This is a genomic window from Mesorhizobium sp. P171375 (genome assembly GCF_057786075.1).
In genome coordinates this window covers 2,361,667-2,388,257 of the sequence record NZ_JBYNWF010000001.1, presented here as the reverse complement: position 1 = coordinate 2,388,257, position 26,591 = coordinate 2,361,667, and the positions used below count along the sequence as shown (strand labels likewise).

Genomic DNA, 26,591 nt, shown 5'->3' with positions numbered 1-26,591 from the left:
TCTGAAACGAGGATAAGGCGGTCAACCTTTCCTGTCGATGCTTTCGATCAAAGCCGGCAGTTCACCAAGATCGGCAATCGAGCGGAAGCGGGGAGCTTCGACCGGCGGCTCGACGTGCTCCAGCACCCAGGTCAGTTCGTGCGGCACGTGGACGCCCCAGCTGCCGGCCTCGATGGCCGGCACAACGTCGGACTTCAGCGAATTGCCGACCATCATGCTGCTCTGCGGGCTACCGCCATGGCGACTGAATATCCGGGCATAGGTGGCGGCGCTCTTGTCGCTGACGATCTCGACGGCGTCGAAAAGGTCGCCAAGGCCGGAGGCCGCCAGCTTGCGCTCCTGGTCGAACAGATCGCCCTTGGTGATCAGCACCAGATGATAGGCGCCGGCGAGCCTTTCCACGGTCTCGCGCGCATGCGGCAGCGCCTCGACAGGGTGGCCGAGCATGTCACGGCCGGCGGTAAGGATTTCGGCGATGGTCGCGGCCGGCACACGGCCCTCGGTCACCTCGATCGCCGTCTCGATCATTGAGAGGGTGAACCCCTTGATGCCGAAGCCATAAACGGCAAGGTTGCGCTTTTCGGCTTCGAGCAGCCGTGCCGAAATCTGTTCCGCGTCGCCATGGTCGGCTAAGAGTGCGGCAAAGCGCTTTTCGGTCATGCGGAAGAACTGTTCGTTCTGCCACAGCGTGTCGTCGGCATCGAAGCCGATGGTGGTCAATTTGACTGGCATGTGGTGTCTTCTGCTGCTCGATCTGCGGGAGGCCGACCCTAATCTGAGCGGAGCGATTTTCAACCAGGAAGGCGAACGGAACCGCCTCCCCTTCCCTTCCATCACCCGCCCCGGCTATACTCCAAAATCCGTAACCCAATCTGGTGAATGATGCCGCCTGCAAAAAAGGAAGTCCGTCCGTCGAGCCGCGGAGGACGCGTCCGCACGCCTGCCTTCGTGAAAAACCAACGCGGCGTGAAGAACTGGAAGGAAGTCAGCGCCTGGCTGGAATGGCGCGGCATCGAAGACATAGAATGCATCACACCCGACCAGGCCGGCGTCGCCCGCGGCAAGATGATGCCGTCGAAGAAATTCACCTCCAACACCTCGCTGGCGCTGCCTTCGGCAGTGTTCATGACGACGATTTCGGGCGGCTATCCCGAGGATGGTAACGGTTTCCACTATCCGGAAGACGATGGCGATCTGAAGCTGATGCCGGATCTGTCGACCCTGACCGTGGTGCCGTGGGAAGAAGACCCGACGGCAGCTGTCATCTGCGACCTCGTCCACCAGGACGGCCGCTCGGTCGAGTTCACGCCGCGCAACGTGCTGAAGCGCGTGCTGGCTGCCTATGACAAGCGCGGGCTGAAGCCGGTGGTGGCGCCCGAGATCGAATTCTACCTGGTGCGCAAGAACCCCGATCCGGACTATCCGCTGACGCCGCCGGTCGGGCGTTCGGGACGCGCCATCGGCGGCGGTGCCGGCTATTCGATCGCCGGCGTCAATGAGTTCGACGAGCTGATCGACGACATCTACCATTTCTCCGAAAGCCAGGGCCTGGAGATCGACACGCTGATCCACGAGGAGGGCGCCGGCCAGCTCGAGATCAATCTGCGCCACGGCGACCCGATCGAGCTTGCCGACCAGGTGTTCATGTTCAAGCGCACCATCCGCGAGGCGGCGCTCAAGCACGAAATCTATGCCACTTTCATGGCGAAGCCCATCCAGGGCCAGCCTGGCTCGGCCATGCACATCCACCAGTCGATCATCGACAAGAAGACCGGCAAGAACATTTTTTCGGCCGAGGATGGTTCGGAAACCGACGACTTCTTCCACTTCATCGGCGGCATGCAGAAGCATGTGCCGAACGCGCTGGTGATGTTCGCGCCCTATGTCAATTCCTACCGCCGGCTGACGCAGTCGGCCTCGGCGCCGGTCAACAACAAATGGGGCTATGACAACCGCACCACGGCGTTCCGCGTGCCGCGCTCGGACCCGGCGGCGCGACGTGTCGAAAACCGCATCCCGTCTTCCGACGCCAATCCCTATCTGGCGCTGGCGGCGTCGCTTGCCTGCGGGCTGATCGGCATGACCAACAAGATCAGGGCCGAGCCTCCGGTGCTCACCACCGCCAACGCAGACGAGATCGACCTGCCACGTGGCCTGCTCGAGGCTGTCGACCTGTTCGAAGGCGACGAGGAACTCTGCGCCCTTTTGGGCAAGTCGTTCGCCGCCACCTATGCAGCGATCAAGCGGGCGGAATTCGAGACCTTCATGGAAGTGATCAGCCCGTGGGAGCGGGAGTATTTGTTGCTGAATGTTTAGGGGAATAGGGGAGTAAGGCAGTAGGGCAGTAGGGCAGTAGGGCGAGGATGGCAGCCAAGATTGAATCGTACCGGGATTTGATTGTCTGGCAGCAGGCTATGGATTTGGCGGTTTCAATCTACGAAATAACCAGAGCCTGGCCAAAGGATGAGCGCTACGGGCTGACAGCTCAGGTACGCCGTGCGGCGACCTCCGTTCCCGCCAACATCGCCGAGGGCTACGGTCGAGAGAGCCGGGCTTCCTATCAGCAATTTCTCAGAATTGCCCAAGGCTCCCTCAAGGAATTGGAGACACATCTTTTGATTGCGCAACGTGTCGGGATCGCCTCGCACGAAGCTGTCAACGCTTTGATGACCACCAGCGAGAGCGTCGGAACGCTCTTGCGACTTCTGATCCGCAAATTGTCTCCGGAATAACCCCACCCTACTGCCCTACTGCCCTACTGCCCTACTGCCCTACTGCCCTACTGCCCTACTGCCCTACTGCCCTACTGCCCTACTGCCCTACTGCCCTACTGCCCTACTGCCCTGCTGCCCTAGCGAGCATCATGCCTTACCAATCCCCCATTTCTCCCGGCCGCTCCTGGTATGAGGATACAGCTGGGCCACGGCCCGAGTACCCTTCGCTAGACGGTGATCGCCAATGCGACGTCGTCATCGTCGGCGGCGGTTTCACCGGTCTGTCAGCGGCGGCGCATCTGGCCAAAGCCGGTGCGAACGTCGTGCTGATCGAGGCGTATCGCTTCGGCGACGGCGCCTCCGGGCGCAATGGCGGCCAGCTCGGCACCGGCCAGCGCGCCTGGGCCGAGGAGATGGAGGCCGAATACGGCTTCTCCCGTGCCAAGGCGCTGTTCGATCTTGCCGAGGAAGCCAAGGCGCACCTGCTCGAATTCGCCGCCGTCAACCAGATCGACATCGACTATATGCCCGGTCAGTTGTCGGTGGCGCACAAGCAGCGCTATGTCGACGACTACAAGGCGCATGCCGAGATCATGGCGGGCCGCTTCAACTATCCGCACATCGCCTTCATGGATGCCAGGGAAACGGCCGAACGCCTGGGCTCCACACGCTACTTCGGCGGCACCCGTGACACCGGCACAGGACACATCCACCCGATGAAACTGGTGATCGGCACGGCAAAGGTGGCGACTGCTGCCGGCGCCCACCTGTTCGAACAGACGCCATCGACCGGCATAACGTCCAGCGGCGGCAAGGTCAGGGTCACGACGCCGAGAGGCACCATCACCGCGCAGAAATGCCTGATCGGCGTCAACGCCTATGGCGGCACGCTCGAGCCGGTGAGTGCCGCGCACATCATGCCGATAGGGTCGTTCATCGGCGCCACCGTTCCACTCGGGGCGGACTCGAAAGTGCTGCCGGGCGGCGAGGCGGTCGATGATTCGCGTTTCGTCGTGCGCTATTTCCGCAAATCGAAGGATGGGCGCCTGCTGTTCGGCGGGCGTGAGATCTATGGTGTCAACGACCCCAAGGACATCCACATCCATATCCGCCGGCAGATCTCCGAACTTTATCCCGACTTGAAGGATGTCGAGATCACGCATGGCTGGGGCGGCTATGTCGGCATCACCGTGCCGAGAAAGCCGTTCGTGCGCGAGGTAATGCCCAATGTGATCTCGGCCGGCGGCTATTCCGGCCATGGCGTCATGCTGTCGAACTTCTTCGGCAAACTCTATGCCGAAACCGTCGCCGGCAACCGCGATCGGCTCAAGCTGATCGAGGATTTGAACATCCCGGCCTTCCCCGGCGGCCGACGCTTTCGCACGCCGCTGCTGTTCCTGGCGCTCAACTGGTTTGCGCTGCGGGATCGAATCTAGAGCAACAAGCGATTCCGTCTGTAATATTCGTTGCTTGAGCGACACATTGCAGAATCCTTAACAAGGGTGCAGACTCCACGGTTGGGGCGCACTGATGCCACAATCGCGGGTAAAAGGTGCCGGTTCTGGGTGATTGAACGGGGACTTTTGCGGGCCTGCCCGCTTGTTTTTGGGACCGATGCCGATCGAATGCCGGCCTTCCGGCGCTGATCGAAAGAACATCGGCCGCATGTTGGAGGTGGCAAACGTGAACGAGCCCTTCAGTTTCGGTGCGCCGGAACGACGGCGCTTTGCCATGCAGTTCGGTTATGACATGCGGCCCTCCTTCTGGCAGGGGGTGCGCACGAATTCGCATCTGGTGATCGCCGCGGTCGGCACCGCTGCGCTGCTTGGCGTGGCGGGTATCGCGCTTTGGCTGGCGTTGCCGGCCAACGACCGGCAGGCGAGCGCCAGCACACAGCCTCTTTCGCAGCAGAGCGTTCCAACCATCCCGGTCAAGACAACCAAGATCGCCCCGGTCACAGTTGCCGCGGTAGCGGCGCCGCAGGCCGCACGTAAGGGCGATGCGGTTTCGCCAACGGTGGCTGCTGGGGCGGCCGCGATACCGGCGCTGGCGGCCAACGATCCGCGCTGGACGGCGCCGCAATCGAACAGCGACGCTGAAGCCACGCCGTCCGATCAGGCCGCGGCCGAGCAGGCAGCAGCCAAGCCATCAGATGCGGCAGCTTACGAGGAACCGTCGGCGCAGAGCGATGCCACGACGCAGCTGTCAAAGGTTGCTGCACCAGACGCCGCTGCGAAGGACGGTCACAACCACGGCGCCGAAACCGCCGCTATCCCAACACCGAAACCGCAACTGCCGGATGCGCAATCTTCCGCGGCAGCGGATGATGCCCAGGCCAAGCCACAGAAGGTGGCTGCTGCCGATGCCACCGGACGCATACTGAGGACAGTGACGATGCGCACCGGTCCGAAGAAGAATGCCGCCGCCATGGGAACCGTGCCCGCCAAGTCATCGGTGCAGGTGGTAAGCTGCAAGAAATGGTGCCAGATCGTCTACAACGGCAAGCGCGGCTGGATTTACAAGAGCTACATCAAGACCGGGGCGTGAGACAACGACGTCGTCGAGGCTGCCCGGGACCAAGCCGCCAGATTTTGGTCAGCCACCGAGCAACCATCTGAAACGGTGTCTTCTGCGGGCAAGTTTGCGCTTTGCCAGGAAATCCGAGTGCTCCTCGAACGGCACCTCATACAGGCCGCACATTTGGCAGCTTTCTGACTTGGCGCATACCGGAATCCAGCATTTCACATCGTGCGTCCAGGCGAGCGCGATCCTTTCCCGATGAAGGTTGGACGAACTTTTCAGCAGAATCAGTTCTCCTGGGACTGCCGTCTGTTTGATATTATCCGAAACTTCCTTGGCACTGCGAAGCTCGATGAAACGGCCGCTGTCACGGTCGGCCTGGCTGGCGCGCGAGCGATGCGCATTGTCGCCCGTGTAGATGACCTCATCGGCGATTTCGCGCGCGATCATGTAGGCGATGCCGTATTTCCTCGACGAGCCGGCGTAGTCGGATATCTGCCCAAGCACAATGCGCTTACGAGAGGCCTTGGCCTTTGCAATCATCTCCAGGGCAATGTTGATCGAATGCCAGGGCGCTTTGGCCGTATCGACCAGGAATTGCGGGCCTGGCGTGACGACGTCAACTGTTCGTTCCTCGGCTGGCCGGCGAACCGATGCGAACTCTTGCTGACGTTGCTCTATCTGCCACGCGCATTGCGAACAGAGAGGTACTTCCCTCAAATTGCTTAGATGCAGCGGCCGCCATCGACCTCCAGCGCCACGCCGGTGATGAAGGCGGCTTCGTCGGATGCGAGCCACAGCGCGGCGTTGGCGATATCGAGCGGCGTCGACAGCCGGCCGAGCGGGATCGAGGCGCGGAACTTCTCGCGGATTTCGGGCGTGTCGGCGCCCATGAATTTCTCCAGCATGGCGGTTTCGCCGGCGACAGGGCAGAGACAGTTGACACGGATGTTCTTGGGCGCGAGTTCGACCGCCATCGACTTGGTGGCGGTGATCGCCCAGCCTTTCGAGGCATTGTACCAGGTAAGGCCCGGCCGCGGCCGCAGACCTGCGGTCGAAGCCGTGGTCAGGATGACGCCGCCGCCCTGCCGCTCCATGATCGGCACCACGGCAAGCGCGGCATGGTAGATCGCCTTCATGTTGACTGATGTGATCAGGTCGAAGGTCGCCTCGTCGACGTCGAGCATGTCGCCATTGCGATGGGTATAGCCGGCATTGTTGACCATGATGTCGATGCGGCCGAAGGCGTTTTTTGCCGCATAGACCATCTCGTCGAATTCGGAACGCTGCGAAACGTCGGTCTGGGTCCAGATCGCGGCCTCGCCGATGTCGGCGGCGACACGCTCCGCGCCCTTGGCGTTGAGGTCGGCGACGACGACCTTGGCGCCCTCTTCGGCAAAGCGCCTGGCCATGCCTTCGCCGAAGCCCGCTGCCGCACCGGTGATGACGGCGACCTTGTTTTCCAGACGCATGCTTTTCCCGCTCATTCCAAGATCACCTCGCAAGCGCATTTCTCTCTTTGTTTTTATGCATGTCGTACTCTCAAAACCGGGGCCACTTTTGAGCGACATGCATTAGCTTTCGTCACATTCCCGCTCTATGTTGCAGGTGCGAAAAGCTCCCCGGGACCATACCTTGACGAAAAGCCTCCGGGTGGCAGCCAGTGTCAAGGCACATTTGGACCGAATCAATATGCAGTGATTGGTCCTTGATGTGACACCATGGCACTGGATAATTTAAATCGATTAGATTATATCCAGCCGCGTCACAGTGTGCGGCGTCAAAGCGGACAGACCATGACCAGCCAGATCATCCCCGTCGATCCCTTCGACTTCATCATCTTCGGCGGCACCGGCGACCTGTCGGAACGCAAGCTCCTGCCGTCGCTCTACCATCGCCAGCGCGACCATCAGTTTTCCGAGCCGACCCGCATCATCGGCACGTCGCGCTCGAAGATGAGCGACGAGGAATTCCGGGCTTTCGCCAGCCAAGCGATTTCCGAACACGTCAAGCCGGCCGATATCGACGCCAAGGAGCTGAAGACGTTCCTGGCGCGGCTGTCCTACGTGTCGGCCGACGCGACGACGGGCGCCGGCTTCGACAAGCTGAAAAAGGCGATCGGCGACAGCGACCGCGTCCGCGCCTTCTACCTGGCGGTAGCGCCGGCGCTGTTCGGCGACATCTCGCACCAGCTGAAAGCGCACAATCTGATCACGCCGAATTCGCGCATCGTGCTGGAAAAGCCGATCGGCCGCGACCTCGTTTCGGCGCGCAAGCTCAACGACCTGGTCGGCGACGACTTCCACGAAAGCCAGATCTTCCGCATCGACCACTATCTCGGCAAGGAGACGGTGCAGAACCTGATGGCGCTGCGCTTTGCCAATGCGCTTTACGAGCCGCTGTGGAACTCGGCGCATGTCGACCATGTGCAGATCACGGTCGCCGAGACCGTCGGGCTGGAAGACCGCGTCACCTATTACGACAAGGCCGGCGCGCTGCGCGACATGGTGCAGAACCATATGCTGCAACTGCTTTGCCTGGTTGCCATGGAGGCGCCGTCGTCGATGGATGCGGACGCCGTGCGCGACGAGAAGCTGAAGGTGCTGCGCGCGCTGAAGCGCATCAATGGCAATGAAGCGCCCAAGCACACCGTGCGCGGCCAGTATCGTGCCGGCGCCTCGGCCGGTGGCGCCGTCAAAGGCTATGTCGACGAACTCGGCAAGGACAGTAACACCGAGACCTTCGTCGCCATCAAGGCCGAGATCGGCAACTGGCGCTGGGCCGGCGTGCCGTTTTATCTCCGAACCGGCAAGCGCCTGGCGACCCGGGTCTCTGAAATCGTCATCGAGTTCAAGCCAATCCCGCATTCGATCTTCGGCGACAGCGCCGGACCGATCTTCGCCAACCAGCTGGTCATCCGGCTACAGCCCGACGAAGGCGTCAAGCAGTTCATCATGATCAAGGACCCGGGCCCGGGCGGCATGCGGCTGCGCCAGATCCCACTCGACATGAGCTTCGCAACATCTTTCGACGGTCGCGCGCCCGATGCCTATGAACGGCTGATCATGGATGTCGTGCGCGGCAACCAGACGCTGTTCATGCGCCGCGACGAAGTAGAGGCGGCATGGAAGTGGATCGATCCGATCCAGAACGCCTGGGAAAGCGCCAGGCAGGAAGCGCAAGGCTATACGGCCGGCACATGGGGCCCCTCGGCCTCGATTGCGCTGATCGAACGCGACGGGCGGACATGGCACGAGAGCAATTGAGCGAGCCCGCCTACAGCTGGAACGGCTTTGCCGGGCGCCAGGACCTGGCGGCAGCCCTTGCCGGCAATGTCGCGGCGCGGCTGACCAAGGCCATCGACGAGCGCGGCACGGCTCTGCTTGCCGTTTCCGGCGGCACCACGCCGGCGAAGTTCTTTGCAGCGCTGTCGGCCATTCCGATCGCCTGGAACAAGGTGACGGTCACGCTGGTCGACGAACGGTTCGTGCCGGCCTCCTCCCCGCGCTCGAATGCCGGGCTGGTAGCCGCCAATCTGCTGCAGAACGCGGCGGCGGCCGCACACTTCGTGCCGATGTATCACGAGGCCGCAAGCATCGAGACTGCCGCAGCGTCCGACGACATGGCACTCAAGGCACTGGCCTGGCCGCTCGACGTCGTCGTGCTCGGCATGGGCGGCGACGGCCACACCGCGTCGTTCTTTCCCGATGCAAATAACCTCAGCGCCTTGCTCGATCCTGCCTCGCAAAGGATCGTGCTGCCGGTGCATGCACCGAGCGGCGGCGAGCCGCGGCTGACCCTATCGATGGCGCGCATCATCGCCGCCGGCTTCATCGCGCTGCATATCGAAGGCGAGGACAAGCGCAACGCCTTCGACAATGCGATGGGACCGGGTGCGAAGAAGCCCATTCGCAAAGTGCTCGAAGCAGCCCCCATACCGGTAGAGGTGTTCTGGGCACCCTGATTTTCACGAAAAGCAGCCCCGGCAAACAGTGGGAGGACGTTCTCCGGGGCTCGAAAGGACCGACCATGACAGCCAGACGCGACATCGAAGCCATTACGGAACGCATCCGCCAGCGCTCGAAAGCCGGGCGCGAGCGCTATCTCGGCCGCATCGCCGAGGCCTCGAACCGCACCGCCAACCGTTCGGTGTTGTCCTGCGGCAACCTCGCGCATGGCTTTGCCGTCTGCAGCCCGTCTGAAAAGCTGGCGCTCGGCGCCGACAAGGTGCCGAACCTCGGCATCATCACCTCCTACAACGATATGCTGTCGGCGCATCAGCCCTTCGAGACGTTTCCGGCGCTGATCAAGGAAGCCGCGAAGGAAGTTGGCGGCATCGCGCAAGTGGCCGGCGGCGTGCCGGCCATGTGCGACGGCGTAACCCAGGGACAGCCGGGCATGGAGCTGTCGTTGTTCTCACGCGACATCATCGCTATGGCCGCCGCGATTGGCCTGTCGCACAACATGTTCGACGCCGCCGTCTATCTCGGTGTCTGCGACAAGATCGTGCCGGGGCTGGTGATCGCGGCCCTCACCTTCGGCCATCTGCCGGCGGTGTTCGTGCCGGCCGGACCGATGACGACGGGCCTACCCAATGACGAGAAGGCCAAGGTTCGCCAGCTCTATGCCGAAGGCAAAGCCGGTCGCGCTGAATTGCTCGAGGCCGAGTCCAAATCCTATCATGGGCCGGGCACCTGCACCTTCTACGGCACCGCCAATTCCAACCAGATGCTGATGGAGATCATGGGCCTGCATACGCCCGGCGCCTCCTTCGTCAATCCAGGCACGCCGCTACGCGACGCGCTGACGCGTGAGGCAACGAAGCGGGCGCTGGGGATCACCGCGCTGGGCAACGCCTACACGCCGGTCGGCCGCATGATCGACGAACGCTCTTTCGTCAACGGCGTGGTCGGCCTGCACGCCACCGGCGGCTCGACCAACCACACCATCCACCTCATCGCCATGGCGGCGGCAGCCGGCATCACGCTGACCTGGCAGGACATTTCCGACCTGTCGGAAGCGGTGCCGCTTCTGGCCCGCGTCTATCCGAACGGGCTTGCCGACGTGAACCATTTCCATGCCGCCGGCGGGCTTGGCTTCCTGATCCGCGAACTGCTCGACGAAGGCGTCCTGCATGAGGATGTGCAGACGGTGTGGGGCGAAGGCCTCCGGCCCTATGCGGTCGAGGCCAGGCTCGGCGAAGACGGCAGCGTGGTGCGCGAAGCCTCGCCGCTGCAGAGCGGCGACGAGAAAGTGCTGGCGCCGTTCGCCAAAGCCTTCCAGCCGACCGGCGGCCTGAAGGTGCTGGCCGGCAATCTCGGCCATGCCGTCATCAAGACCTCCGCCGTGAAGCCGGAACGCCGCGTCATCGAGGCGCCGGCCAAGGTGTTCGACAGTCAGCAAGGCCTCAACGAAGCCTTCAAGGCCGGCACGCTCACAGGTGACTTCATCGCCGTCATCCGCTTCCAGGGGCCGAAGGCCAACGGCATGCCGGAACTGCACAAGCTGACCACTGTGCTTGGCATCCTGCAGGATCGCGGCCAGCGCGTCGCGCTGGTCACCGACGGGCGCATGTCGGGTGCTTCCGGCAAGGTGCCGGCGGCGATCCATGTGACGCCGGAAGCGGTCGAGGAAGGTCCTATCGCCCGGATCCATGACGGCGACATCATCCGGCTCGACGCCGACGCTGGCACGCTGGAAGTGCTGGTGCCTGGGCCTGAGCTCGCGCTGCGCCGCACGGCCGACATCGATCTCATCGGCAACGAGTTCGGCTTCGGCCGCGAGTTGTTCGCCGGCTTCCGCCAGTTGGTCGGCCGCGCCGATCATGGCGCCAGCGCTTTCGGCACGGCCTGACGCATTGTTGCCTCGTATATGAAAAAGGGCGGCTGGTGGCCGCCCTTTTTGCATTCGTGCGAACGATCCTATTGCACCGTGAGCTCGGCTCGCTCGCCGGCCTTGACCGTTACGGTGCCTTCCTTCGAACTGTTGTCCGACTTCTCCGAGACGACTGCATAATCGCCGGCCGCTATCGCCGCCTGATACTTCTGATCGTAGGCGTAGCCAAGTGACTTGCGATTGCCGTTGATGTCCTTCTTGGCCTCGAAAATCTCGATCTTCGATGCGCCGGGCGCGGTGATTGCCAATACACCGGCGTTCATGGCGACCTTCACATCGTCGAACTCGCCGACCTTGACGGTGAACGGCTGCTCGACGACGGCGAGGTCGACCGTCGTGATCAACACGTAGTCATCGGGCGGCAGATCGAACTTGCTGTCTGGACCATAGGCATAGGTCACTTCTTGCCGCGTTCCGTCGATCTTCTTTTTCGCCTTGAGCACCTTGAAGCCGATGCCGGAACCGTCGGCCTTGTCGCCGCCGGCGACATAGTAGGCATTGACAACGACATGTCCGACGCCGGCGATCATGTCCTTTTCCACGGTCTTGCCGGCAGCGAGCGGGATTGTTTCGCTTACCACGCCCTGCCCGATCGTGACTGTCACCTTCTCGTCGCCGGCCGGCAACACGACTTTCGTGGTTCCGTAATAGGTCGCCGGATTGTCAGCGCCCGGATAGTCGACCACCACAGCCGCGCCATCGACGACATCCGCCCCCGCGCTGGGACGCGGATGGATGATCAGCGTGCCAGCGTTCAGCGTGAACAATGGGCTGTAGACCTGGCCTGCCTCGATCTTGAGCTTTTGTTCGGTCTTGGCCTCGCCGTCACGCGCGACGATGATGTAGTCGCCCGGCTCCAGATTGCCCTTGTAGGCCCCGTATTCGGTGGTGACGTTGTCTCCACGCGTGCCGTCGGATTTTGCCTTGTAGATTTCCCAGGCATTGCCGTCGGTAACCGGATCACCGCCTTCTGCAAGCACCAAGGTCGGCAGTAGGTTGAATTCCGGCTTGGCCGGTTCGGGCGCCGGTGCCGGAGCAGGCGCCGGAGCGGGTTCAGGCGCTGGTGCTGGGGCCGCGACGGTTTCGACCAGCGCTTCCTGCAGCGCCTGCTCGTCCGAAGCCTGGATGTATTTTCCGCCGGTGTTGTCGGCCAGGCATGCGATCTGCTTGCCTTCGTCGGCGGTCAGGCCGAAGCCGACGACATCGGCGGTGAAGTCGACGCCTGACGCTTCCAGCTCCTTGCCAAGCGCGCACGGGTCACCTTCGCAGGTTTCAAGCCCGTCGGTGATGAGAACGACGGTCGCCTTGTCCTCGGTGTATCTCAAGGCCTCAGCCGCCTGCTTGACGGCAGCGGTCAGCGGCGTCTTGCCGAGGAACTTCAGGCTGTCGGCAGCGGCCGAAATGGCGCTTGCCGAGCCGGCCTGTGGCGGCACGATCAGCTCGATGTCCTCGCAGCTGCCCTTCTCGCGATGGCCATAGGCCATGAAGCCGATCTCATCGTCGGCCGGAACCGACTGCAGCACGGTTCTGAGCGATTCGCGCGCGATTTCGAGCTTCGGCTTGCCGTCGATCTGGGCCCACATCGAGCCTGAAGCGTCAAGGATGATGATGACCTTGTTCGCGGCAAAGCCGAGCGACGTCATCGACAAAAGGAGCAGCGCCGCAGCGACGCTCCGCAAAAGTCCCGCCATTGGAATCTCCTTGAGGCCGCCCTCTGGTCCGCGCCGGAAGCTATTTGACGGCGCGTTCGGACACAAGCCTAGAGCGTGTCACGAACGGTTGCAGTGTAACAGGATCGGCCCCGGGCCAAGGCCTGTTCCGAGGCTGGCTCAGCACCGCATCAGTAGGTGGTGCGCCGCTCCTCGGAAGGCGGACGGCCGAACTGCAGCCGGTAGCTCTGCGCGAAATAGGAGTGCGAGGTGAAGCCGGTGGCGATCGCCACATCGAGGATCGGCATGTTGGTCTGGCGCAGCAATTCGCGCGCCCGCTCGAGCCTGAGCCGCATGTAATAGCGGCCGGGCGTGACGCTCAGATGGCGCAGGAACAGCCGCTCGACCTGGCGCACCGACAGGCCCGCCGATTTGGCGAGCTGCACCGCCGACAGCGGCTCGTCGAGATGGTCCGCCATCAGTTCGACGATGCGCCTGAGCTTTTCCGACTTGCCGGTGAGATCACGTTCCGGCCCGACGCGCTGGCGGTCTCCGGCAGAGCGGATGCGCTCATGCTGGAACTGGTTGGCGACGCCATTGGCGAGGTTCGAGCCGAAATCGCCGCGCACGATCTCCAGCATCAGGTCGATCGAGGTAGTGCCGCCGGCGCAGGTGTAGCGCTTGCGGTCGATCTCGAAGACATTGCCGGTGCAGTTGATATCGGGAAAGCGCTCTACGAAGCCGGCGCGGTTTTCCCAATGGATGGTGCAGCGATAGCCTTCGAGCTGGCCGGCTTCGGCCAGGAGATAAGAGCCGACCGACAGCGCGCCCAGCGCGTTGCCGCGCCGGCCCCAGCTGCGCAGCGCCGCCAGCACCTTGCTCTTGCCGGGGAATTCGATAGACAAGCCCACCGACACGAACAGGATGTCGACCGGCGGCAGGTCGGCGACGGCGTAGTCGATCTTGAGCGGCAGACCGTTGGAGGCCATGACCGGATCACCGTCGGCCGAGACGGTGGTCCAGCCGTAAAAATCGCGGCCGAGCAGGCGGTTGGCCGAGCGGAAAGTGTCGATCGCCGCGGCCAGCGAAAACATCGAAAACTTGTCGACCAGCAGGAACGCGAATTGCCGGCCGCCTTGAACGGGATCATCCATGACCGGCCGTTCAGAGGGAATACTGGGGTTCGGCAAAGAAGCTGCTTTCTGGGTCAGAAGGAAGGCCGCTTCAAGCCGGCCGCAAGGTAGGCTGAGGCTAACGTATTGGCCATCAGCATGGCAATGGTCATCGGTCCGACACCGCCGGGCACCGGGGTGATGGCGCCAGCCACCTTCGCCGCCTCGGCATAGGCGACATCGCCGACGAGGCGGGTTTTGCCTTCGCCCTTCTCGGGTGCCGGAACGCGATTGATCCCGACATCAATCACTGTGGCGCCCGGCTTGACCCATTCGCCCTTGACCATTTCAGGCCGGCCGACGGCAGCCACCAATATGTCGGCGGCACGGGCCAGCGCCGGCAGGTCCTTGGTGCGGCTATGGGCGATGGTGACGGTGCAGTTGGCGGCAAGCAGCAAATTGGCCATCGGCTTGCCGACGATGTTGGAGCGGCCGACGACCACGGCATTGAGGCCGGAAAGGTCCTTCCCGCGCACGCGTTCGATCAAAAGCATCGAGCCCGCAGGCGTGCAGGGCACGAAGGCGGTTTCGAGCTCGCCGGTGCCGAGCTTGCCGACATTGATGAAGTGGAAGCCGTCGACATCCTTTTGCGGCGCGATGGCCTGAATGATCTTGCCGGCATCGATATGGACGGGAAGCGGCAGCTGCACCAGGATGCCGTTGACGGCCGGATCGGCGTTGAGCTCGCCGATGATCTTCAGCAATGCCTCTTCGGACGTGTCGGCCGGCAGCGTGTGCTGGAGCGAATGAAAGCCGCATTCCTTGGCGGTGCGCGACTTGGAGGCGACGTAGACCTGGCTTGCCGGATCCTCGCCGACGATGACCACCGCCAGGCCGGGCTTGGCCTTGCCCTTGGCGATCAGTTCCGAGGTCAAGGCCTTGACCTTCTGAACCACGTCTTCGGCGACGATCTTTCCGTCAATCACTTCGGTCATGAACCATCCTCGACATCATTCCAGCCAGGGCGCGGCGCGCGCCTTGAACGTTGTTTCGTGCATGTCGTTGTTCCAAACGTTCCGCGCGTTCGGGTCAAGCCCGACGGCAGCGCTTTTTGAGCGCCATGCTGCGCGGCATTTTCACGAAATTTGAGCCAGGCAATCCCGTCAAAGCGCCGTCAGATGCCGCTAACTCGAAACCGGCAGTTTTTATTCCGTGCTGACGAGCTCAGAAATAGCGGCGACGCGAACGGTTTTCGGTGAGCTCGCGCACCGCCTCCCGAAATTCGCGCAGACCGGCGCGGATATCGTCGATTTGCGCCTGCTGGTCGTCCGGCGACGCCTCGGCCGGCTGCGGAGAAGACCAACTCTCGTGCGCTGTCGGCATCGGCTGGGCCTGCGAATAGGCGTAGTCAGCCGGCTGACCGGGTTGCGCGTAGCTGGTCTGCTGCTCATAGGCGTGCGGAGCCTCGTGCCGGAAGTCCGGCTGACGATACGGCTCCTGCGCCGGCCTTGCATATTCAGCGGCGGGTTGGGCGCGGTAGGTCTCGACGGGCCGTTCCCCTGACGTCCTGCTGCCTGCCGTTGCTTTGCGCACAGCCGAGAACAGTCCACCGAACAGACCTGGGCCGCGGGCGGTGGGAGCGGTCTCGACCGGCAACACCGGAGGTGCTGCTGGCGGCGCCACAGGCAGCGGCGCGCGGTAGGACTTGTCTTCGAGGGGTGGCCGTCGCTCGTCCATTCTGTCGCGCGAACGCGAGCCGGTGGCGTCGCGCAGGCTTGCGAAGGCGCCGCGCATGGCGCCGAGACCGATGCCGGAAGCTAGGCCTAGCAGCAGGCCGGCAAGCGCGATCACAGCCCGCGACGGCCCGTTGGGTTCGAGTGGCGGTTGCGCTTTGGTCAGCACGTTGATGTTGGTGGTGTTGATGTTCTGCTGTTCGCCGGTCTCCTTGGCGCGCAGAAGATACTGTTCGTAGACCGAGCGCTTGGCGGTAGCATCGCGCTCCAGTTCGCGCAGGCTGACCAGATCGCTGTTGACGTCGCCGCTCTGGACCTTTGCCTGGGCCAGGCGGGAAGCGAGATCCTGCTCGAGCTGGACCGAGCGCTTCAAGTCGACCTGCAGCGACGAGGCAATGCGGCGCAGTTCCCCGGCGATCCGCTCGCGTGAGCCGTCAAGCTGGGCGTTGAGCGCCTGGTATTCGGGATGACGCGGCCCCAGACGCACGGCGGCGCGGTCGGCCTCCTGCTTCAACGCCGCATATTGCGCGCGCAGTTCGCTCATCGTGTTGGAATTGATTTCTTCCGGCAAGGTGCCGTTGATAACCGAATTGACGTCCAGCGAACGCGCCGACGCGGCGCGGGCATTGAGTTCCAGCGTGCGAGCCCGGGTGACGGAGAGCTGCTCGTTGAGCTTCAGCATCTGGTCGTCGCTGATCAGATGACCCTGCGCGTCGACGAGATCGTGCGTGGCCCTGAAATCCTCGACCTTGCGCTCGGCCGTCTCGACATCCTTGCGCAGGTCATCGAGCTTGGCCGTCAGCTGGTCCGTCGCGCGTCCGGCCATCCCGAACTGGTATTGGGCCGCCTCCTGCTGGAAAACGTCCCTCGTCGTGTTGGCGATCTCCGCCGACTTGTCGGCACTTTGGGTGGTGGCGCTGATGGAAACGACAAAGCTCTTGCCGCTGCGTTCGACCGACAGGCTCTTGGCCAGATTGCCAACCGCCAGCGCCTGGCGGCGCACTTCGCCGGCACCGCCAGGTCCATCCTGGCGCGACAGTATCGAGCGGATGAGCGACATGACGCCAAGGCCACCGGGCCCCTGTCCGTTGAACTCCGGATCGTCGACGAGATTGAGATCGGCGACGACCTTGTCGAGGACCTTGCCTGATGTCACCATCTTGATACGGGTTTCGACAACGGCCAGCGCCGCGTCGGGCTGCCCGACAGGTTGGGTGAGATCGTTGTCGGACAGCTTCAGGTCACCTGGCTCGATGACCATCTGCGTGGTGGCTTCGTATTTCTTCGGCGTCGAGACGGCAACGGCAACGCCAAGCACCGTTCCCAGTATCGTTGTCGAGACGATCAACAGCTTGGACCGGGTGATGCCGCGGACGACCTGCAGCGGATCGATCAGCGGCTTCCATTCCTGATCGTCGTCATCGTCGCGGTCCAGCCGTTGCGTGTCGCCGGCATAGCGGGGCTCGTAGGCGGCGCGAGAGCGATCGAACCCCCGGGCAGGCTCTTGACGCCGAACAGGCTCCTCGGCCGCGCCGGCTCTCGGATAGCGGACGGCTTCGTCTTGTTGAGACCATGTGCTGGCGGCCGAAGTGGACTCGCCGGCGGCCTGGAACTGCGGCGGCTCGGGCGGTGACGCTGGCGCGGGATTCGACCGCGCCTCGCGCTGCGAGCGGGCGATCCGGTGACGCGTGGCGGCGTCCTCGCGCCATGACGGATCGGCCCGGTCACCGATGGAGACCGGCGATGCATCCGCCGCCTCGTCGCCGCGCACAGCTTTGCCGAGCGCCAGGAGGGAGCGCTCGCGCCTCCAGTCTTCACGGTTTTCCCTGTCGACCATTGTCTTGAAACTTACCCTTGGCGGCTTGGGAGCGGCGGTCGGCCAATCGTTAAGGCACGCTAAACAGGCATGGGAAACAAAAGGTTAATTTCCTTGGCCCGAAGCCGAAGTTTCTCGCTTCTGCCGCACATTGTCGAGAGCGTGAAAGGGTGGTCAGAACCGCACGTTAAACTTTCCGGCCTATGCCTTCCTCGACATGATGCAGGCCAGCGACGACACGCAAAGGCGGACACTCGCCCGGATCGGTACCTTCGTGGCCGAACGACGAGGGCTGGTCCGCGACTATCTCTCAGCGATCAGCGGCGCCGGCGGGCGGCTGGTGTTCTCGCTCGCCTATTTCATCGCGCTCGCCAACACGCTGTCGATCGCCGAGTTCGGCATGTTCGCGACCGCTTCCGCCGCCGGCGTCATGCTGTCGCGCATCCTCGCCTTCGGCTTCATTTCGGCGCTCTACCGTACCGCCACCATCCGTCCCAACCTGATCGGCACCTTCACCGCCGGCTTCCTGCTGCTTGGCGCGGTGTCCTTGCCGTTGCTGACGGCGGCCTCCTGGGGTGTCTACCTGATCTTCTTCGCCAGCACCGTGCCCCTGGCCGTCTTTGCCGCAATCGTCTTTGCCGAAGCGCTTTTGTGGCGGCCGGTCGAGGTGGTGCTGATCGTCAACAACGGGCTTGGCAAATTCGGCCGCGCCGCCGTGCTGTCGATCGTGACCACGGCGTTCCGCGCGCTCGGCGCGGTGCTGTTCATGCTGTCGGGGCAACACAGCGTCTGGGTGTGGTCGTTGTTCTATATCGGCGCCAACGCCGCCTCGCTGCTGCTCGCCTTCGGTTTCTACTATCCGCGCCAGCGGCTCAGGCTGCGCACTGAGCTCTATCTCAGGCGGCTTGCCGATTCGATCTATGTCGCCGGCGCCGAAGTGCTGTTCTACCTGCAGTCGGAATTCGACAAGCTGCTCGTGCTGGCGATCGGCGGTCCGCATCTGGCCGGCATCTATGCCATCATCATGCGGCTGGTCGATCTGACCGCAATCCCGATCCGCACCTTCTCGATGATGCTGGTGCAGCGCATGATGCGGGCGCCGGAACTGTTGTCGCGACTGCGGGTCAAGAGCGGCATCGAAGCCGGCGTGTTCCTGGTGTCGACACTGGCGCTGGCGGCGCTCGGCATCGTGCTGCATTTCTTTCCCAATGCTCTGGGCCGGAACGTCGCCGAGGCCGCACCGCTGGTGGCATTGGCGATCGGCGTACCGGGACTGCGCAACCTGGTCGAATACCAGGCCGAGCTTCTGTTCGCGCGCGGGCAGACCGCGATCCGCGCACTCAATCTCGGCCTGCTGGCCGGGCTGAAGGCGGTGCTGTTGACCTATGTGCTGACCACGATCGCCGACACGCCCACTCTGGTGCTGTCGCTCAATGTCGTCTTCCTGCTGCTCTATCTCGCCTCGGCACTGCTGACCTACTCGGCGATGCGCAAGCCGGCGAAGGCTATCTAGGTGTTTGATCCCAGACTTTAACGGTGTGATGTTTTCCTCGGGCTGGAAGGAGGTACCATGGGCCGGGTTCTGTATCGGCGCGCCACGGGATACGAGCAATGACATCGTCGTACATCTCCCTAATCCCTAAGTTAGCCTGATATCCTGTGTGCCGTGCCGCCGCCTTGCGGCTAGCGACGATTCGCGCGAATGTTGTCTCTGGATTGGCCGACTTGAGACGCTGACCGGATTGGTCCATGCCGCTTGACATCGATACCCGGTTTCTCTGCCTGGCGGATTTTGAACCGGCGGCGCGGGAGCTACTGCCGCACGCGGTTTACGAGTTCATTGCCGCCGGTGCTGGCGAAGAAATCACCAAGCGTGACAATGAAGCCGCATTCGACCGCATCCGGTTAAGGCCGCGTGTGCTGCGCGATATGACAACACTTGATACCGGGATCACGCTTTTCAGGCAGAGTCTGCCGCATCCGATCATCCTGGCCCCGATAGCGTACCAGCGGCTGGCGCATCCGGAAGGCGAGGTGGCCGCGGCGCGCGGCGCTGGAATGGCGGAAGCGGTGTTCACTCTGGGAACCACGGCGACGGCGGCGATCGAGGATTGCGCGGCGGCGAGCCAGTCTCCAGTCTGGTTCCTGCTCTATTGGCAAAGCGATCGCGGTTTCAATGGCGAACTCGTATCGCGCATGGCGGCCCTCGGCGCAAAGGCGATCAGCGTGACGGTCGACATGCCAACGCCAGGCGATCGACGCAGGCAGTTCCGGGCAGGATTCAAAATTCCCGACAGCCTCGCAACGCCATACTTCAAGGACCGGAACACCGGCGTGCTCAAAGTTGGCACGGCGCAGCGGCGGGCCATGCCGACCTGGGCGGATATTGCCTGGCTGCGTTCGCTGACAACCCTGCCGCTTATCCTGAAGGGCATTCTCGATCCTGACGACGCCGAGCAGGCGATCGGAACCGGTGCCGATGCCATAGTCGTCTCGAACCACGGCTCGCGTAACCTCGACACCCTGCCGGCGACCATCGACGCCCTGCCCGCCATCGCAGAGCGGGTGGCCGGGCGGATTCCCATCATCCTCGACGGCGGCGTGAGGCGTGGCACCGACGTTTTGAAGGCAATTGCCCTTGGGGCAAGCGCAGTCATGATTGGCCGCCCCTATGTCTACGCACTGACGACGGATGGTGCCGAGGGCGTAGCCCATTGCGTCAACCTGCTTCGCCGGGACTTCGAGATGGCAATGGCGCTAACCGGCCGGGCGCGCATCGGCGAGATCGACCGGTCGGTAATCTGGTGAAGCCCGGACCTATTCCTCGGCCAAGCTCAGCCCTCCTCCCAGTCCGAGGAAAACATCCCGCCACTAAGGGCCGGGATCAAACACCTAGGTACGTCGTCCCTGATCGAGCCCGATCAGACGGCGGATGCGGCCGATATCTGTGCCGATAAAGGACTGCATGCCGATCGCCACCTGCTCCGGCGCCATGGCGGCGACAAAGCCTCGGAATTCGTCATCCGACAGCGCCTCGCCGGTCCAGTGCACGCGGCAGAATTCTTCCGCGCCGTGGAAATGGCCGGCACCTTGCAGCACATCGTCGACATAGCGGCCGTAGATCATGCATTCGGAGAAGCGGCGCGCCGAGCCGATGACTTCGACCCAGTCGCGACCATGGACCTTCTCGATCTCGGCGCACATCGCCACCACCGTCTGCCGGCGCCAGGCAATCAGCGTCGAAATATAGTCGTGCGTCGAAATCCTCGACGGATCGATGCCGAGCGCCGAAGCCGCATTGCGCGACCAGATGCGCTGCTCATCATGACCCTCGCTCGACAGCACGCCGTCGCGCCGGAACAGCCGCACTTTGCCGTCATGCCAGAAGACGCTCAGATCGAACGGCTTGACGAACGCGACGTCGGAATCGCAGAAGACCAGCACGTCTTCCCTCGCATGTGCAGCGATGGCGATGCGGCGCAGCTGCTGCACATGCCAACCGCGCAGCGGCTGGGTCTTGAAGCTTAGCCAGATGCGGCGGCGAAACAGGCTCATCGGATCGTCGAACACACGCAGCCAGCGCGGCAGCAGGTCGCGTTCGTCGACGACGGTGCGGCGGCTGTTTTGCAACTGGCGAAACAGCGCCAAGTCGCGATGCTCAACCAGTATGTAGTGATGCGCCACGCCGGAGACATGGCTGTCGAGGGTCTCGCAAAGAAGACGGCAGCGCTCGAAGTCCGGCGCATAGCTGGCGGTCACCACCGCCGCTGTCGGCGTCTGCGGCAGGATACCTGTGTCGGCTGCCGGGCTCGGAACGAAGCGGCTGTTCACCGCAGCTCTCCGGCAGGCCTGGGTCGATGCGAGAATTTCTGCTTGACGACACGCCACAGGAACACGGGATTGCCGACGACGTAGCGGCGCCACAGCCGGCCCGGCTCGATGCACAGGCGGAACAGCCATTCGAGCCTCAGCCGGCGCATCCACAGCGGCGCCCGCGGCACGGAGCCCGAGAGGAAGTCGAGCAGCGCGCCGACGGCGATCGGCAGCGTGCAGTGGCGAGCATCGATATGACGGGCGATCCACAATTCCTGGCGCGGCACGCCCATGGCGACAAGCAGCACGTCAGGCCGCAACGCCTCGATGCGGTCGACGATTGCCTGCTCTTCGGCGGGCGAGAAATAGCCGTCATGGATGACGACGAATTTGTGCTGCACGGCCAGCGCAGCCAGTTTGATCGACGCCGCCTCGGCATTGGCGCGGGTGGCGCCAAGCAGCCCGACGGTCAGCGGCCTTGCCGATGCCTGCAGAAAGGCCGGAATGAAATCCGTGCCGTTGAGATTGTCCGGGAATGGCGCACCGTAGAGCAGCTTTGCCGCCAGATCGACGCCGACGCCGTCGGGCAGGATGAGGAAATCGTCGAGCGCTTCGGCAAAGACCGGATCGGTATAGGCGATGTTGGCATTGTGAGCGTTGAGAAAACTGACCTTGGTGAAGCGGCGCTCGGCAATCAGCCGGGCCAGCAGGGCGATCGCGTCATCCCAGCGGATGGCGACGACCGAAATGCCGAGGATCGTCTTCAGCGTATCGAGCCCAAGGGCGGCGCGGGCGGTGTGCATGTTCATGCAAACACCTCCTGGCCGACCGATCCGAGCCTTTCCAGGCCGAGCCTGATGGCGGCATCGAGCGCCTTCATTTGACTGCGATGGAAGGCGCCGCCGTCGACATCCCTGACGTCAACCGCCGCTGCTTCCAAAGCGTCGGCGAAGGCGGCCGGATCATCCGACACCACGCAATTGGACGGGCGATGGTCGATGCCGCGCAGCGAGCGGCTGGTAGCGACCGACGGCAGGCCGAGCTCGAAGGTTTCGATGGTCTTGAGCTGCACGCCGCTGCCGGCGGTGCTGATCAGCGGGATGACGGCGGCGCCGCGCACGAAAGCCTGCGCGTCGGGCACGCGGCCGACGAATTCGACCCCGGGATGCGCGGAGATGATGTCGGATGGTATGTTACCGGCGATCCTGATGCGAAAATTCCGGCGAAGATGCGGCACGACCTTTTCCAGGAACCAGTCGAGACCGATGCGGTTCGGCTGCCAGGTCCAGGTGCCGATCAGCGCCGCGTCGCAATCGATGATGCGCGGCTTTCCCGGCTTCGGCGCCGTGGCCGTGGTCACCAGCGGCAACACCGCCGAGCGGTCATCGGAGGCAACGCCGAGTGCGGCGCGGTCTTCCTCGGCCAGCGTGAAGACGAAGCGAGCCCGGCGGCAGAGCCGCTCCTCCATGATCTTGAGGAGCCTCGCCTCGCGGGCAAACAGCAGGCGCTGGAAGCGACTGTTTGCAGCCGCCGCGTTCTCCCTGGCCGAAGCATGTTCGACATTGTGGGCGACGAAGATCGATGGGCGGTCGGCGAACAGTTTTTCAAAGGCGCCAGCGAACTGGACGGAATTCAGGACATAGCCGTCGAAAGGGCCGGCACGTTCGATGGCGGCGCGGACTTCGCTGTCGGAAACCGCGCGCAGCTTCACGGAAGCGAAGGTGAGTCCTGACAGCATCGCCTTGCCGAGCCAGGCGAGCTTCCGCATCGCCGATGCGCTTTCCGTGCGCACATCGACGGCGCCGAGCACGATGGTGTTTTCGGGGTCGCTTGCCGCCTTGCCCGGCCAGATAAAGCCGATGACGGTGACGCGCACGCCGGCGCGCCGCAAGGCGGCGATGATCGCAGCATTGGCGATCTCATAGCCCGAGGCGAGTGCGCCGTCGGGCACGATCGATGTGGCGAACAGCAGATGCATCTCACCTATCCAGGCGTCAGCCACTATCAAAGCTGGGTGAACCCTTGATTAAGTCACGCAACGCAACAGATGAAAGGCACCGATCAGCAGGCTCGCTGCGAAAGGTGATTAACGAAACGTTATCATCGCGGTGCTATCGGAAGCCAGATTTAATACATGCGGCTGGAGCGGATGATCCCTTTGCCATCGGATGGTTCGGTATCGATCGCGGGACGCTCTCCGGAGCTCGCCGCCGACACCATCGAAGCCGTCGTCACGCTGCCGACCTTCAAGCGGCCGCAACTGCTCCTGGAAACGCTGGCGTCGCTGAAGGCGCAAACGACTGCCAGGCGTTTTGCCGTCATCGTCATCGAGAACGAAGCCGATGCGCGTGAAGGCGCCAAGGCGGCAGTGCCGCTGTTCGAGCGCGGCGATATGACGGGCATGGTCATCATCGCGCATGAGCGCGGCAACTGCAGCGCCTACAATGCCGGCTGGCAGACCGCGATCCTGCATTTTCCGGACTTCAGGCATTTGCTGGTCATCGACGATGACGAGATCGCCGACGCCGACTGGCTGGAGCGGATGTGCAATGCGTCGGAGACACTCGGCGCCGACATTGTCGGCGGGCCGCAAGTACCGGTGTTTGCCAATCCGGCCCATGCGAAATGGGCCGAGCACCCGGTGTTTGCGCCGCCCTATCGCGAAACTGACCGCGTTGCGGCGCTCTATTCCTCGGGCAATCTTCTGGTCGGGCGCAACGTGCTCACCACCATGGGGCCGCCCTTCCTCGACCTCCGCTTCAATTTCATGGGCGGCGGCGATTCCGACTTCCTCAGCCGGTCGGCGCAGAAAGGTTTCGTGCTTGGCTGGTGCGCCGAGGCCAGGGTGCGCGAAGGCGTTCCGGCCAGGCGCGTCGAGGCCGACTGGATCCGCGCCCGATCCTTGCGCAACGGCGTGATCTCGACGCTGGTCGAGAAGAAGAAACGCTCCGGCACACCGTTGGCCGGCGTCAAGGTGTTTGCTAAAAGTCTGGCGCTGCTTGCCGCCTCGCCGCTGCGCGGTGCGCTCAAACTGGCGCGGACAGGCTCCCTGTCGACAGCGCTCTACCCCGTCTATGTCGCGCTCGGCCGCGTGCTTGCCGAATTCGGATACGCCAATGAGCAATACAGGCAGCCTGAGAAGAACTGACGAGTTGCTGCTGGGCGGCATCGTCACCCGCGACGGCGTGGCGACGGCGATTGCCGCGCTGTTGTTTGCCGTCATCATCGTGTCGTTCCGGCCGTTCCAGCCGGCGGGTGCTGAACTGACCGGCGACGGCGGCGACATCGTCAACCAGCTCGGCTTCAGTTCGCTCGGCGCCATTTCGATCTTCTCACTGCTGACGTTCGCCGACCCCAAGGTGGTGCGCTCGCTGCTCAGCCCGTCCTGGATCCTGATGCTCGGCTTTTTCATGCTTTCGGTCGTCAACGCGACCGACCCGTCCTCGGCGATGCGCGCGGCCTTCTTCACGCTGCTTGGCGTCTTGACGATAGCGACGGTCCTGGTGCTGCCGCGCGACGCCGACAGTTTTTCGAAAGTCATCATCTTCTGCGCGGTCGTCGTTATCGGCCTGTCCTATATCGGCCTCATCGTTTTTCCGCATGAAGCCCTGCACACGGCCGATTCGCAGGAGCCCGAACATGCCGGCCTGTGGCGCGGCGTCTTCGCCCACAAGAACATCGCCGGGCCGATCATGGCCTGCTTCAGTTTTGCCGGTCTCTATCTCTTCCGGCGCGGCCAGACATTCTGGGGCGTGGCGATCTTCGGCGCGGCGATGGTCTTCATGCTGCGCACCGGCTCCAAGACGACGGCCGGCCTGGTGCCGTTCTCGATCCTGATCGTGGTGCTGCCCGGCCTGATCGGCATGCGGTTCGGCACGCCGATCCTGTTTGCGCTGGCGATCATCGCCACGGCGGTCGGCACGCTCGGCATCGTCTTCATCCCACCGGTCAAGGAGCTGGCGGCAACCTACTTCCCCGACCTCACCTATACAGGGCGCACGACGCTGTGGGAGTTCTCGGGTGAGATGCTGGCGAAGAAGCCGTGGACCGGCTACGGCTATGAAAGTTTTTGGGGCACGCCGCTGCTGCTCAGCCAGGACCAGCCTTTCGACCGGCCCTGGGACATCAGGACCATCGTGCACGGCCATGACGGCTATCTCGACATCGCCGTGCTGATGGGCATTCCGGCGCTTTGTGTGGCCGTCTACACCTTCCTGATCGCGCCGCTGGGCGACTACATGCGCATCCCGCCGCGCAAGGAGAACATCTATCTCGGTGATTTCTTCATGATGGTGGTGCTGTTCACGGCGCTGAACGCCTTTCTCGAAAGCTTCTTTTTTCATCGCGGCGACCCGGTCTGGCTGTTCTTCGTGCTCGGCGTGCTTGGCCTGAGGCAAGTGTCGCTGCGGCCGATCGCGGTGCGCCGGCGACCTTGACCGGCTGGCCTGATCAAGCCAGCCTTGAGGGTCTTCCCCGCCCGTCGGTGAGCGTTTAAGGAGAAGCCTGTCTCGGAGGCTCTCAATGACGATCAGGCTAGTTCTCGCCGGCTGCGGCAATATGGGTTACGCCATGCTGGCGGGCTGGCTGAAATCCGGCAAGCTTGCGCCGCATGCCGTGTTCGTGGTCGAGCCCAATGCCGAGTTGCGCAAGCGCGCCGAGCATCTTGGCTGCGGTGTCGCTGCTGATGCCAACGGTATCCCGGCCGATGCGGAGCCCGACCTCGTCGTCATCGCGGTGAAGCCGCAAGTGATCCGCGACGTCACCGCTGCCTACAAGCGTTTCGCCGACGGCAGGACCACCTTCGTCAGCATCGCCGCCGGCACGCCGGTCGCCACGTTCGAACACATCCTCGGCCATCTCGCGCCGATCATCCGCTGCATGCCGAACACGCCGGCCGCGATCGGCAAAGGCATGATGGTGGTCTATTCCAACCCGCTGGTGACCGACGATGTCAGGCGTTTCGTCGCCGAGCTGCTGTCGGCGAGCGGGGTGGTGACGACGATCGACGATGAAGGCCTGATGGATGCGGTGACGGCGGTTTCGGGTTCCGGTCCGGCCTATATCTTCCACTTCATCGAAGCGTTGACGGTTGCCGCAGAGAAGGCCGGGCTGCCGACCGACACCGCCAGGCTGCTGGCCATGCAGACCGTCTATGGCGCCGCAGCACTCGCCGCCGAAAGCGGCGAGGAGCCCGGCGTGTTGCGCCAGCAGGTCACCAGCCCCAACGGCACGACAGCCGCAGCACTTGCGGTGCTGATGGGCGAAGACCGGCTGACGAAGCTGCTGACCGAGGCGGTGGAAGCGGCGCGGCTGCGGTCGGTTGAACTCGGGAAGTAGAG

22 protein-coding genes are annotated in these 26,591 nt (G+C 63.5%); 12 read left to right on the top strand and 10 right to left on the bottom strand.

Features of this window, described 5'->3' with window-relative positions:
* Positions 1 to 21: 21 nt before the first annotated feature.
* The gene (locus tag ACYHH6_RS11350; RefSeq protein WP_352591031.1) at positions 22 to 732 is read right to left on the bottom strand and encodes an HAD family hydrolase; all 711 of its coding nucleotides are present in this window, start codon (positions 730 to 732) and stop codon (positions 22 to 24) included.
* A 147-nt stretch (positions 733 to 879) separates the two neighbouring features.
* Between ACYHH6_RS11350 and ACYHH6_RS11345 the strand changes: the two genes are divergently transcribed.
* The 4 genes from ACYHH6_RS11345 (at position 880) to ACYHH6_RS11330 (ending at position 5,261) form a co-directional block, all read left to right on the top strand.
* Complete coding sequence (locus ACYHH6_RS11345; protein ID WP_352591034.1) at positions 880 to 2,316, top strand: glutamine synthetase family protein; 1,437 nt, start codon at positions 880 to 882, stop codon at positions 2,314 to 2,316.
* A gap of 47 nt (positions 2,317 to 2,363) precedes the next feature.
* Positions 2,364 to 2,732, top strand: a complete 369-nt coding sequence (locus ACYHH6_RS11340) for a four helix bundle protein (RefSeq protein WP_352591037.1) — start codon at positions 2,364 to 2,366, stop codon at positions 2,730 to 2,732.
* Positions 2,733 to 2,863: 131 nt separating this feature from the next.
* Positions 2,864 to 4,150, top strand: a complete 1,287-nt coding sequence (locus ACYHH6_RS11335) for an NAD(P)/FAD-dependent oxidoreductase (RefSeq protein WP_352592792.1) — start codon at positions 2,864 to 2,866, stop codon at positions 4,148 to 4,150.
* Positions 4,151 to 4,397: 247 nt separating this feature from the next.
* The gene (locus tag ACYHH6_RS11330; protein WP_352592795.1) at positions 4,398 to 5,261 is read left to right on the top strand and encodes an SH3 domain-containing protein; all 864 of its coding nucleotides are present in this window, start codon (positions 4,398 to 4,400) and stop codon (positions 5,259 to 5,261) included.
* Positions 5,262 to 5,309: 48 nt separating this feature from the next.
* On the opposite strand, the gene ACYHH6_RS11325 is transcribed toward ACYHH6_RS11330, so the two are convergent.
* Entirely contained in the window at positions 5,310 to 5,954 is a 645-nt protein-coding gene (locus tag ACYHH6_RS11325) for a hypothetical protein (protein WP_352592798.1), read from the bottom strand.
* A gap of 5 nt (positions 5,955 to 5,959) precedes the next feature.
* Positions 5,960 to 6,706 (bottom strand): SDR family oxidoreductase, encoded by a 747-nt coding sequence (locus ACYHH6_RS11320; protein WP_352558744.1) that lies wholly within the window; start codon positions 6,704 to 6,706, stop codon positions 5,960 to 5,962.
* A gap of 324 nt (positions 6,707 to 7,030) precedes the next feature.
* Here ACYHH6_RS11320 and zwf point away from each other — a divergent pair, with 324 nt between their 5' ends.
* From zwf to edd, 3 genes are all read left to right on the top strand, one after another.
* Positions 7,031 to 8,500 (top strand): glucose-6-phosphate dehydrogenase, encoded by a 1,470-nt coding sequence (zwf, locus tag ACYHH6_RS11315; protein ID WP_352592801.1) that lies wholly within the window; start codon positions 7,031 to 7,033, stop codon positions 8,498 to 8,500.
* Positions 8,482 to 9,198, top strand: coding sequence for a 6-phosphogluconolactonase (pgl, locus tag ACYHH6_RS11310; protein WP_352592804.1), 717 nt, complete (start codon positions 8,482 to 8,484; stop codon positions 9,196 to 9,198). Before zwf ends, pgl begins: the two co-directional genes overlap by 19 nt.
* A 65-nt stretch (positions 9,199 to 9,263) precedes the next feature.
* The gene (gene edd, locus ACYHH6_RS11305; RefSeq protein ID WP_352592807.1) at positions 9,264 to 11,087 is read left to right on the top strand and encodes a phosphogluconate dehydratase; all 1,824 of its coding nucleotides are present in this window, start codon (positions 9,264 to 9,266) and stop codon (positions 11,085 to 11,087) included.
* A gap of 68 nt (positions 11,088 to 11,155) precedes the next feature.
* On the opposite strand, the gene ACYHH6_RS11300 is transcribed toward edd, so the two are convergent.
* From ACYHH6_RS11300 to ACYHH6_RS11285, 4 genes are all read right to left on the bottom strand, one after another.
* A complete protein-coding gene (locus ACYHH6_RS11300) occupies positions 11,156 to 12,820 on the bottom strand; it encodes a vWA domain-containing protein (RefSeq protein ID WP_352592810.1) in 1,665 nt (554 codons plus the stop codon).
* A 149-nt stretch (positions 12,821 to 12,969) separates the two neighbouring features.
* A complete protein-coding gene (locus ACYHH6_RS11295; RefSeq protein WP_112561945.1) occupies positions 12,970 to 13,932 on the bottom strand; it encodes a GlxA family transcriptional regulator in 963 nt (320 codons plus the stop codon).
* Positions 13,933 to 13,985: 53 nt separating this feature from the next.
* On the bottom strand, positions 13,986 to 14,885 hold the full coding sequence (folD, locus tag ACYHH6_RS11290) for a bifunctional methylenetetrahydrofolate dehydrogenase/methenyltetrahydrofolate cyclohydrolase FolD (RefSeq protein ID WP_352592813.1): 900 nt from the start codon (positions 14,883 to 14,885) through the stop codon (positions 13,986 to 13,988).
* Positions 14,886 to 15,114: 229 nt separating this feature from the next.
* Entirely contained in the window at positions 15,115 to 17,460 is a 2,346-nt protein-coding gene (locus ACYHH6_RS11285; RefSeq protein ID WP_352592815.1) for a GumC family protein, read from the bottom strand.
* Between the two features lie 196 nt (positions 17,461 to 17,656).
* Here ACYHH6_RS11285 and ACYHH6_RS11280 point away from each other — a divergent pair, with 196 nt between their 5' ends.
* Positions 17,657 to 18,952, top strand: a complete 1,296-nt coding sequence (locus tag ACYHH6_RS11280) for a lipopolysaccharide biosynthesis protein (RefSeq protein WP_352592818.1) — start codon at positions 17,657 to 17,659, stop codon at positions 18,950 to 18,952.
* Between the two features lie 236 nt (positions 18,953 to 19,188).
* Complete coding sequence (locus ACYHH6_RS11275) at positions 19,189 to 20,247, top strand: alpha-hydroxy acid oxidase (RefSeq protein WP_352592821.1); 1,059 nt, start codon at positions 19,189 to 19,191, stop codon at positions 20,245 to 20,247.
* 84 nt (positions 20,248 to 20,331) lie between these two features.
* On the opposite strand, the gene ACYHH6_RS11270 is transcribed toward ACYHH6_RS11275, so the two are convergent.
* Genes ACYHH6_RS11270 through ACYHH6_RS11260 form a run of 3 tightly spaced genes read right to left on the bottom strand, consistent with a single transcriptional unit; the run spans position 20,332 to position 23,230 of the window.
* Positions 20,332 to 21,270, bottom strand: a complete 939-nt coding sequence (locus ACYHH6_RS11270; protein ID WP_352592824.1) for a DUF6492 family protein — start codon at positions 21,268 to 21,270, stop codon at positions 20,332 to 20,334.
* The gene (locus ACYHH6_RS11265; protein WP_352592827.1) at positions 21,267 to 22,061 is read right to left on the bottom strand and encodes a WecB/TagA/CpsF family glycosyltransferase; all 795 of its coding nucleotides are present in this window, start codon (positions 22,059 to 22,061) and stop codon (positions 21,267 to 21,269) included. Before ACYHH6_RS11265 ends, ACYHH6_RS11270 begins: the two co-directional genes overlap by 4 nt.
* Positions 22,058 to 23,230, bottom strand: coding sequence for a glycosyltransferase (locus ACYHH6_RS11260; RefSeq protein ID WP_352592833.1), 1,173 nt, complete (start codon positions 23,228 to 23,230; stop codon positions 22,058 to 22,060). Before ACYHH6_RS11260 ends, ACYHH6_RS11265 begins: the two co-directional genes overlap by 4 nt.
* A 171-nt stretch (positions 23,231 to 23,401) precedes the next feature.
* On the opposite strand from ACYHH6_RS11260, the gene ACYHH6_RS11255 reads away from it, so the two are divergent.
* The 3 genes from ACYHH6_RS11255 to proC all read left to right on the top strand — a co-directional run bounded on the left by ACYHH6_RS11255 (position 23,402) and on the right by proC (position 26,589).
* On the top strand, positions 23,402 to 24,400 hold the full coding sequence (locus ACYHH6_RS11255; protein WP_352592836.1) for a glycosyltransferase family 2 protein: 999 nt from the start codon (positions 23,402 to 23,404) through the stop codon (positions 24,398 to 24,400).
* Positions 24,369 to 25,688, top strand: coding sequence for an O-antigen ligase family protein (locus tag ACYHH6_RS11250; RefSeq protein ID WP_352592839.1), 1,320 nt, complete (start codon positions 24,369 to 24,371; stop codon positions 25,686 to 25,688). The genes ACYHH6_RS11255 and ACYHH6_RS11250 overlap by 32 nt, the downstream gene beginning before the upstream one ends.
* An 85-nt stretch (positions 25,689 to 25,773) precedes the next feature.
* The gene (gene proC / locus ACYHH6_RS11245; RefSeq protein ID WP_352592842.1) at positions 25,774 to 26,589 is read left to right on the top strand and encodes a pyrroline-5-carboxylate reductase; all 816 of its coding nucleotides are present in this window, start codon (positions 25,774 to 25,776) and stop codon (positions 26,587 to 26,589) included.
* The last annotated feature ends 2 nt before the right edge of the window (positions 26,590 to 26,591 follow it).

Coding starts and splice junctions, on each gene's coding strand:
- ACYHH6_RS11350 (WP_352591031.1), bottom strand. CDS start 732: ATGCCAGTCAAATTGACCACCATCGGCTTCGATGCCGACGACACGCTG.
- ACYHH6_RS11345 (WP_352591034.1), top strand. CDS start 880: ATGATGCCGCCTGCAAAAAAGGAAGTCCGTCCGTCGAGCCGCGGAGGA.
- ACYHH6_RS11340 (WP_352591037.1), top strand. CDS start 2,364: ATGGCAGCCAAGATTGAATCGTACCGGGATTTGATTGTCTGGCAGCAG.
- ACYHH6_RS11335 (WP_352592792.1), top strand. CDS start 2,864: ATGCCTTACCAATCCCCCATTTCTCCCGGCCGCTCCTGGTATGAGGAT.
- ACYHH6_RS11320 (WP_352558744.1), bottom strand. CDS start 6,706: ATGCGTCTGGAAAACAAGGTCGCCGTCATCACCGGTGCGGCAGCGGGC.
- zwf (WP_352592801.1), top strand. CDS start 7,031: ATGACCAGCCAGATCATCCCCGTCGATCCCTTCGACTTCATCATCTTC.
- pgl (WP_352592804.1), top strand. CDS start 8,482: ATGGCACGAGAGCAATTGAGCGAGCCCGCCTACAGCTGGAACGGCTTT.
- edd (WP_352592807.1), top strand. CDS start 9,264: ATGACAGCCAGACGCGACATCGAAGCCATTACGGAACGCATCCGCCAG.
- ACYHH6_RS11300 (WP_352592810.1), bottom strand. CDS start 12,820: ATGGCGGGACTTTTGCGGAGCGTCGCTGCGGCGCTGCTCCTTTTGTCG.
- ACYHH6_RS11295 (WP_112561945.1), bottom strand. CDS start 13,932: ATGGATGATCCCGTTCAAGGCGGCCGGCAATTCGCGTTCCTGCTGGTC.
- folD (WP_352592813.1), bottom strand. CDS start 14,885: ATGACCGAAGTGATTGACGGAAAGATCGTCGCCGAAGACGTGGTTCAG.
- ACYHH6_RS11285 (WP_352592815.1), bottom strand. CDS start 17,460: ATGGTCGACAGGGAAAACCGTGAAGACTGGAGGCGCGAGCGCTCCCTC.
- ACYHH6_RS11280 (WP_352592818.1), top strand. CDS start 17,657: ATGATGCAGGCCAGCGACGACACGCAAAGGCGGACACTCGCCCGGATC.
- ACYHH6_RS11275 (WP_352592821.1), top strand. CDS start 19,189: ATGCCGCTTGACATCGATACCCGGTTTCTCTGCCTGGCGGATTTTGAA.
- ACYHH6_RS11265 (WP_352592827.1), bottom strand. CDS start 22,061: ATGAACATGCACACCGCCCGCGCCGCCCTTGGGCTCGATACGCTGAAG.
- ACYHH6_RS11260 (WP_352592833.1), bottom strand. CDS start 23,230: ATGCATCTGCTGTTCGCCACATCGATCGTGCCCGACGGCGCACTCGCC.
- ACYHH6_RS11255 (WP_352592836.1), top strand. CDS start 23,402: ATGATCCCTTTGCCATCGGATGGTTCGGTATCGATCGCGGGACGCTCT.
- ACYHH6_RS11250 (WP_352592839.1), top strand. CDS start 24,369: ATGAGCAATACAGGCAGCCTGAGAAGAACTGACGAGTTGCTGCTGGGC.
- proC (WP_352592842.1), top strand. CDS start 25,774: ATGACGATCAGGCTAGTTCTCGCCGGCTGCGGCAATATGGGTTACGCC.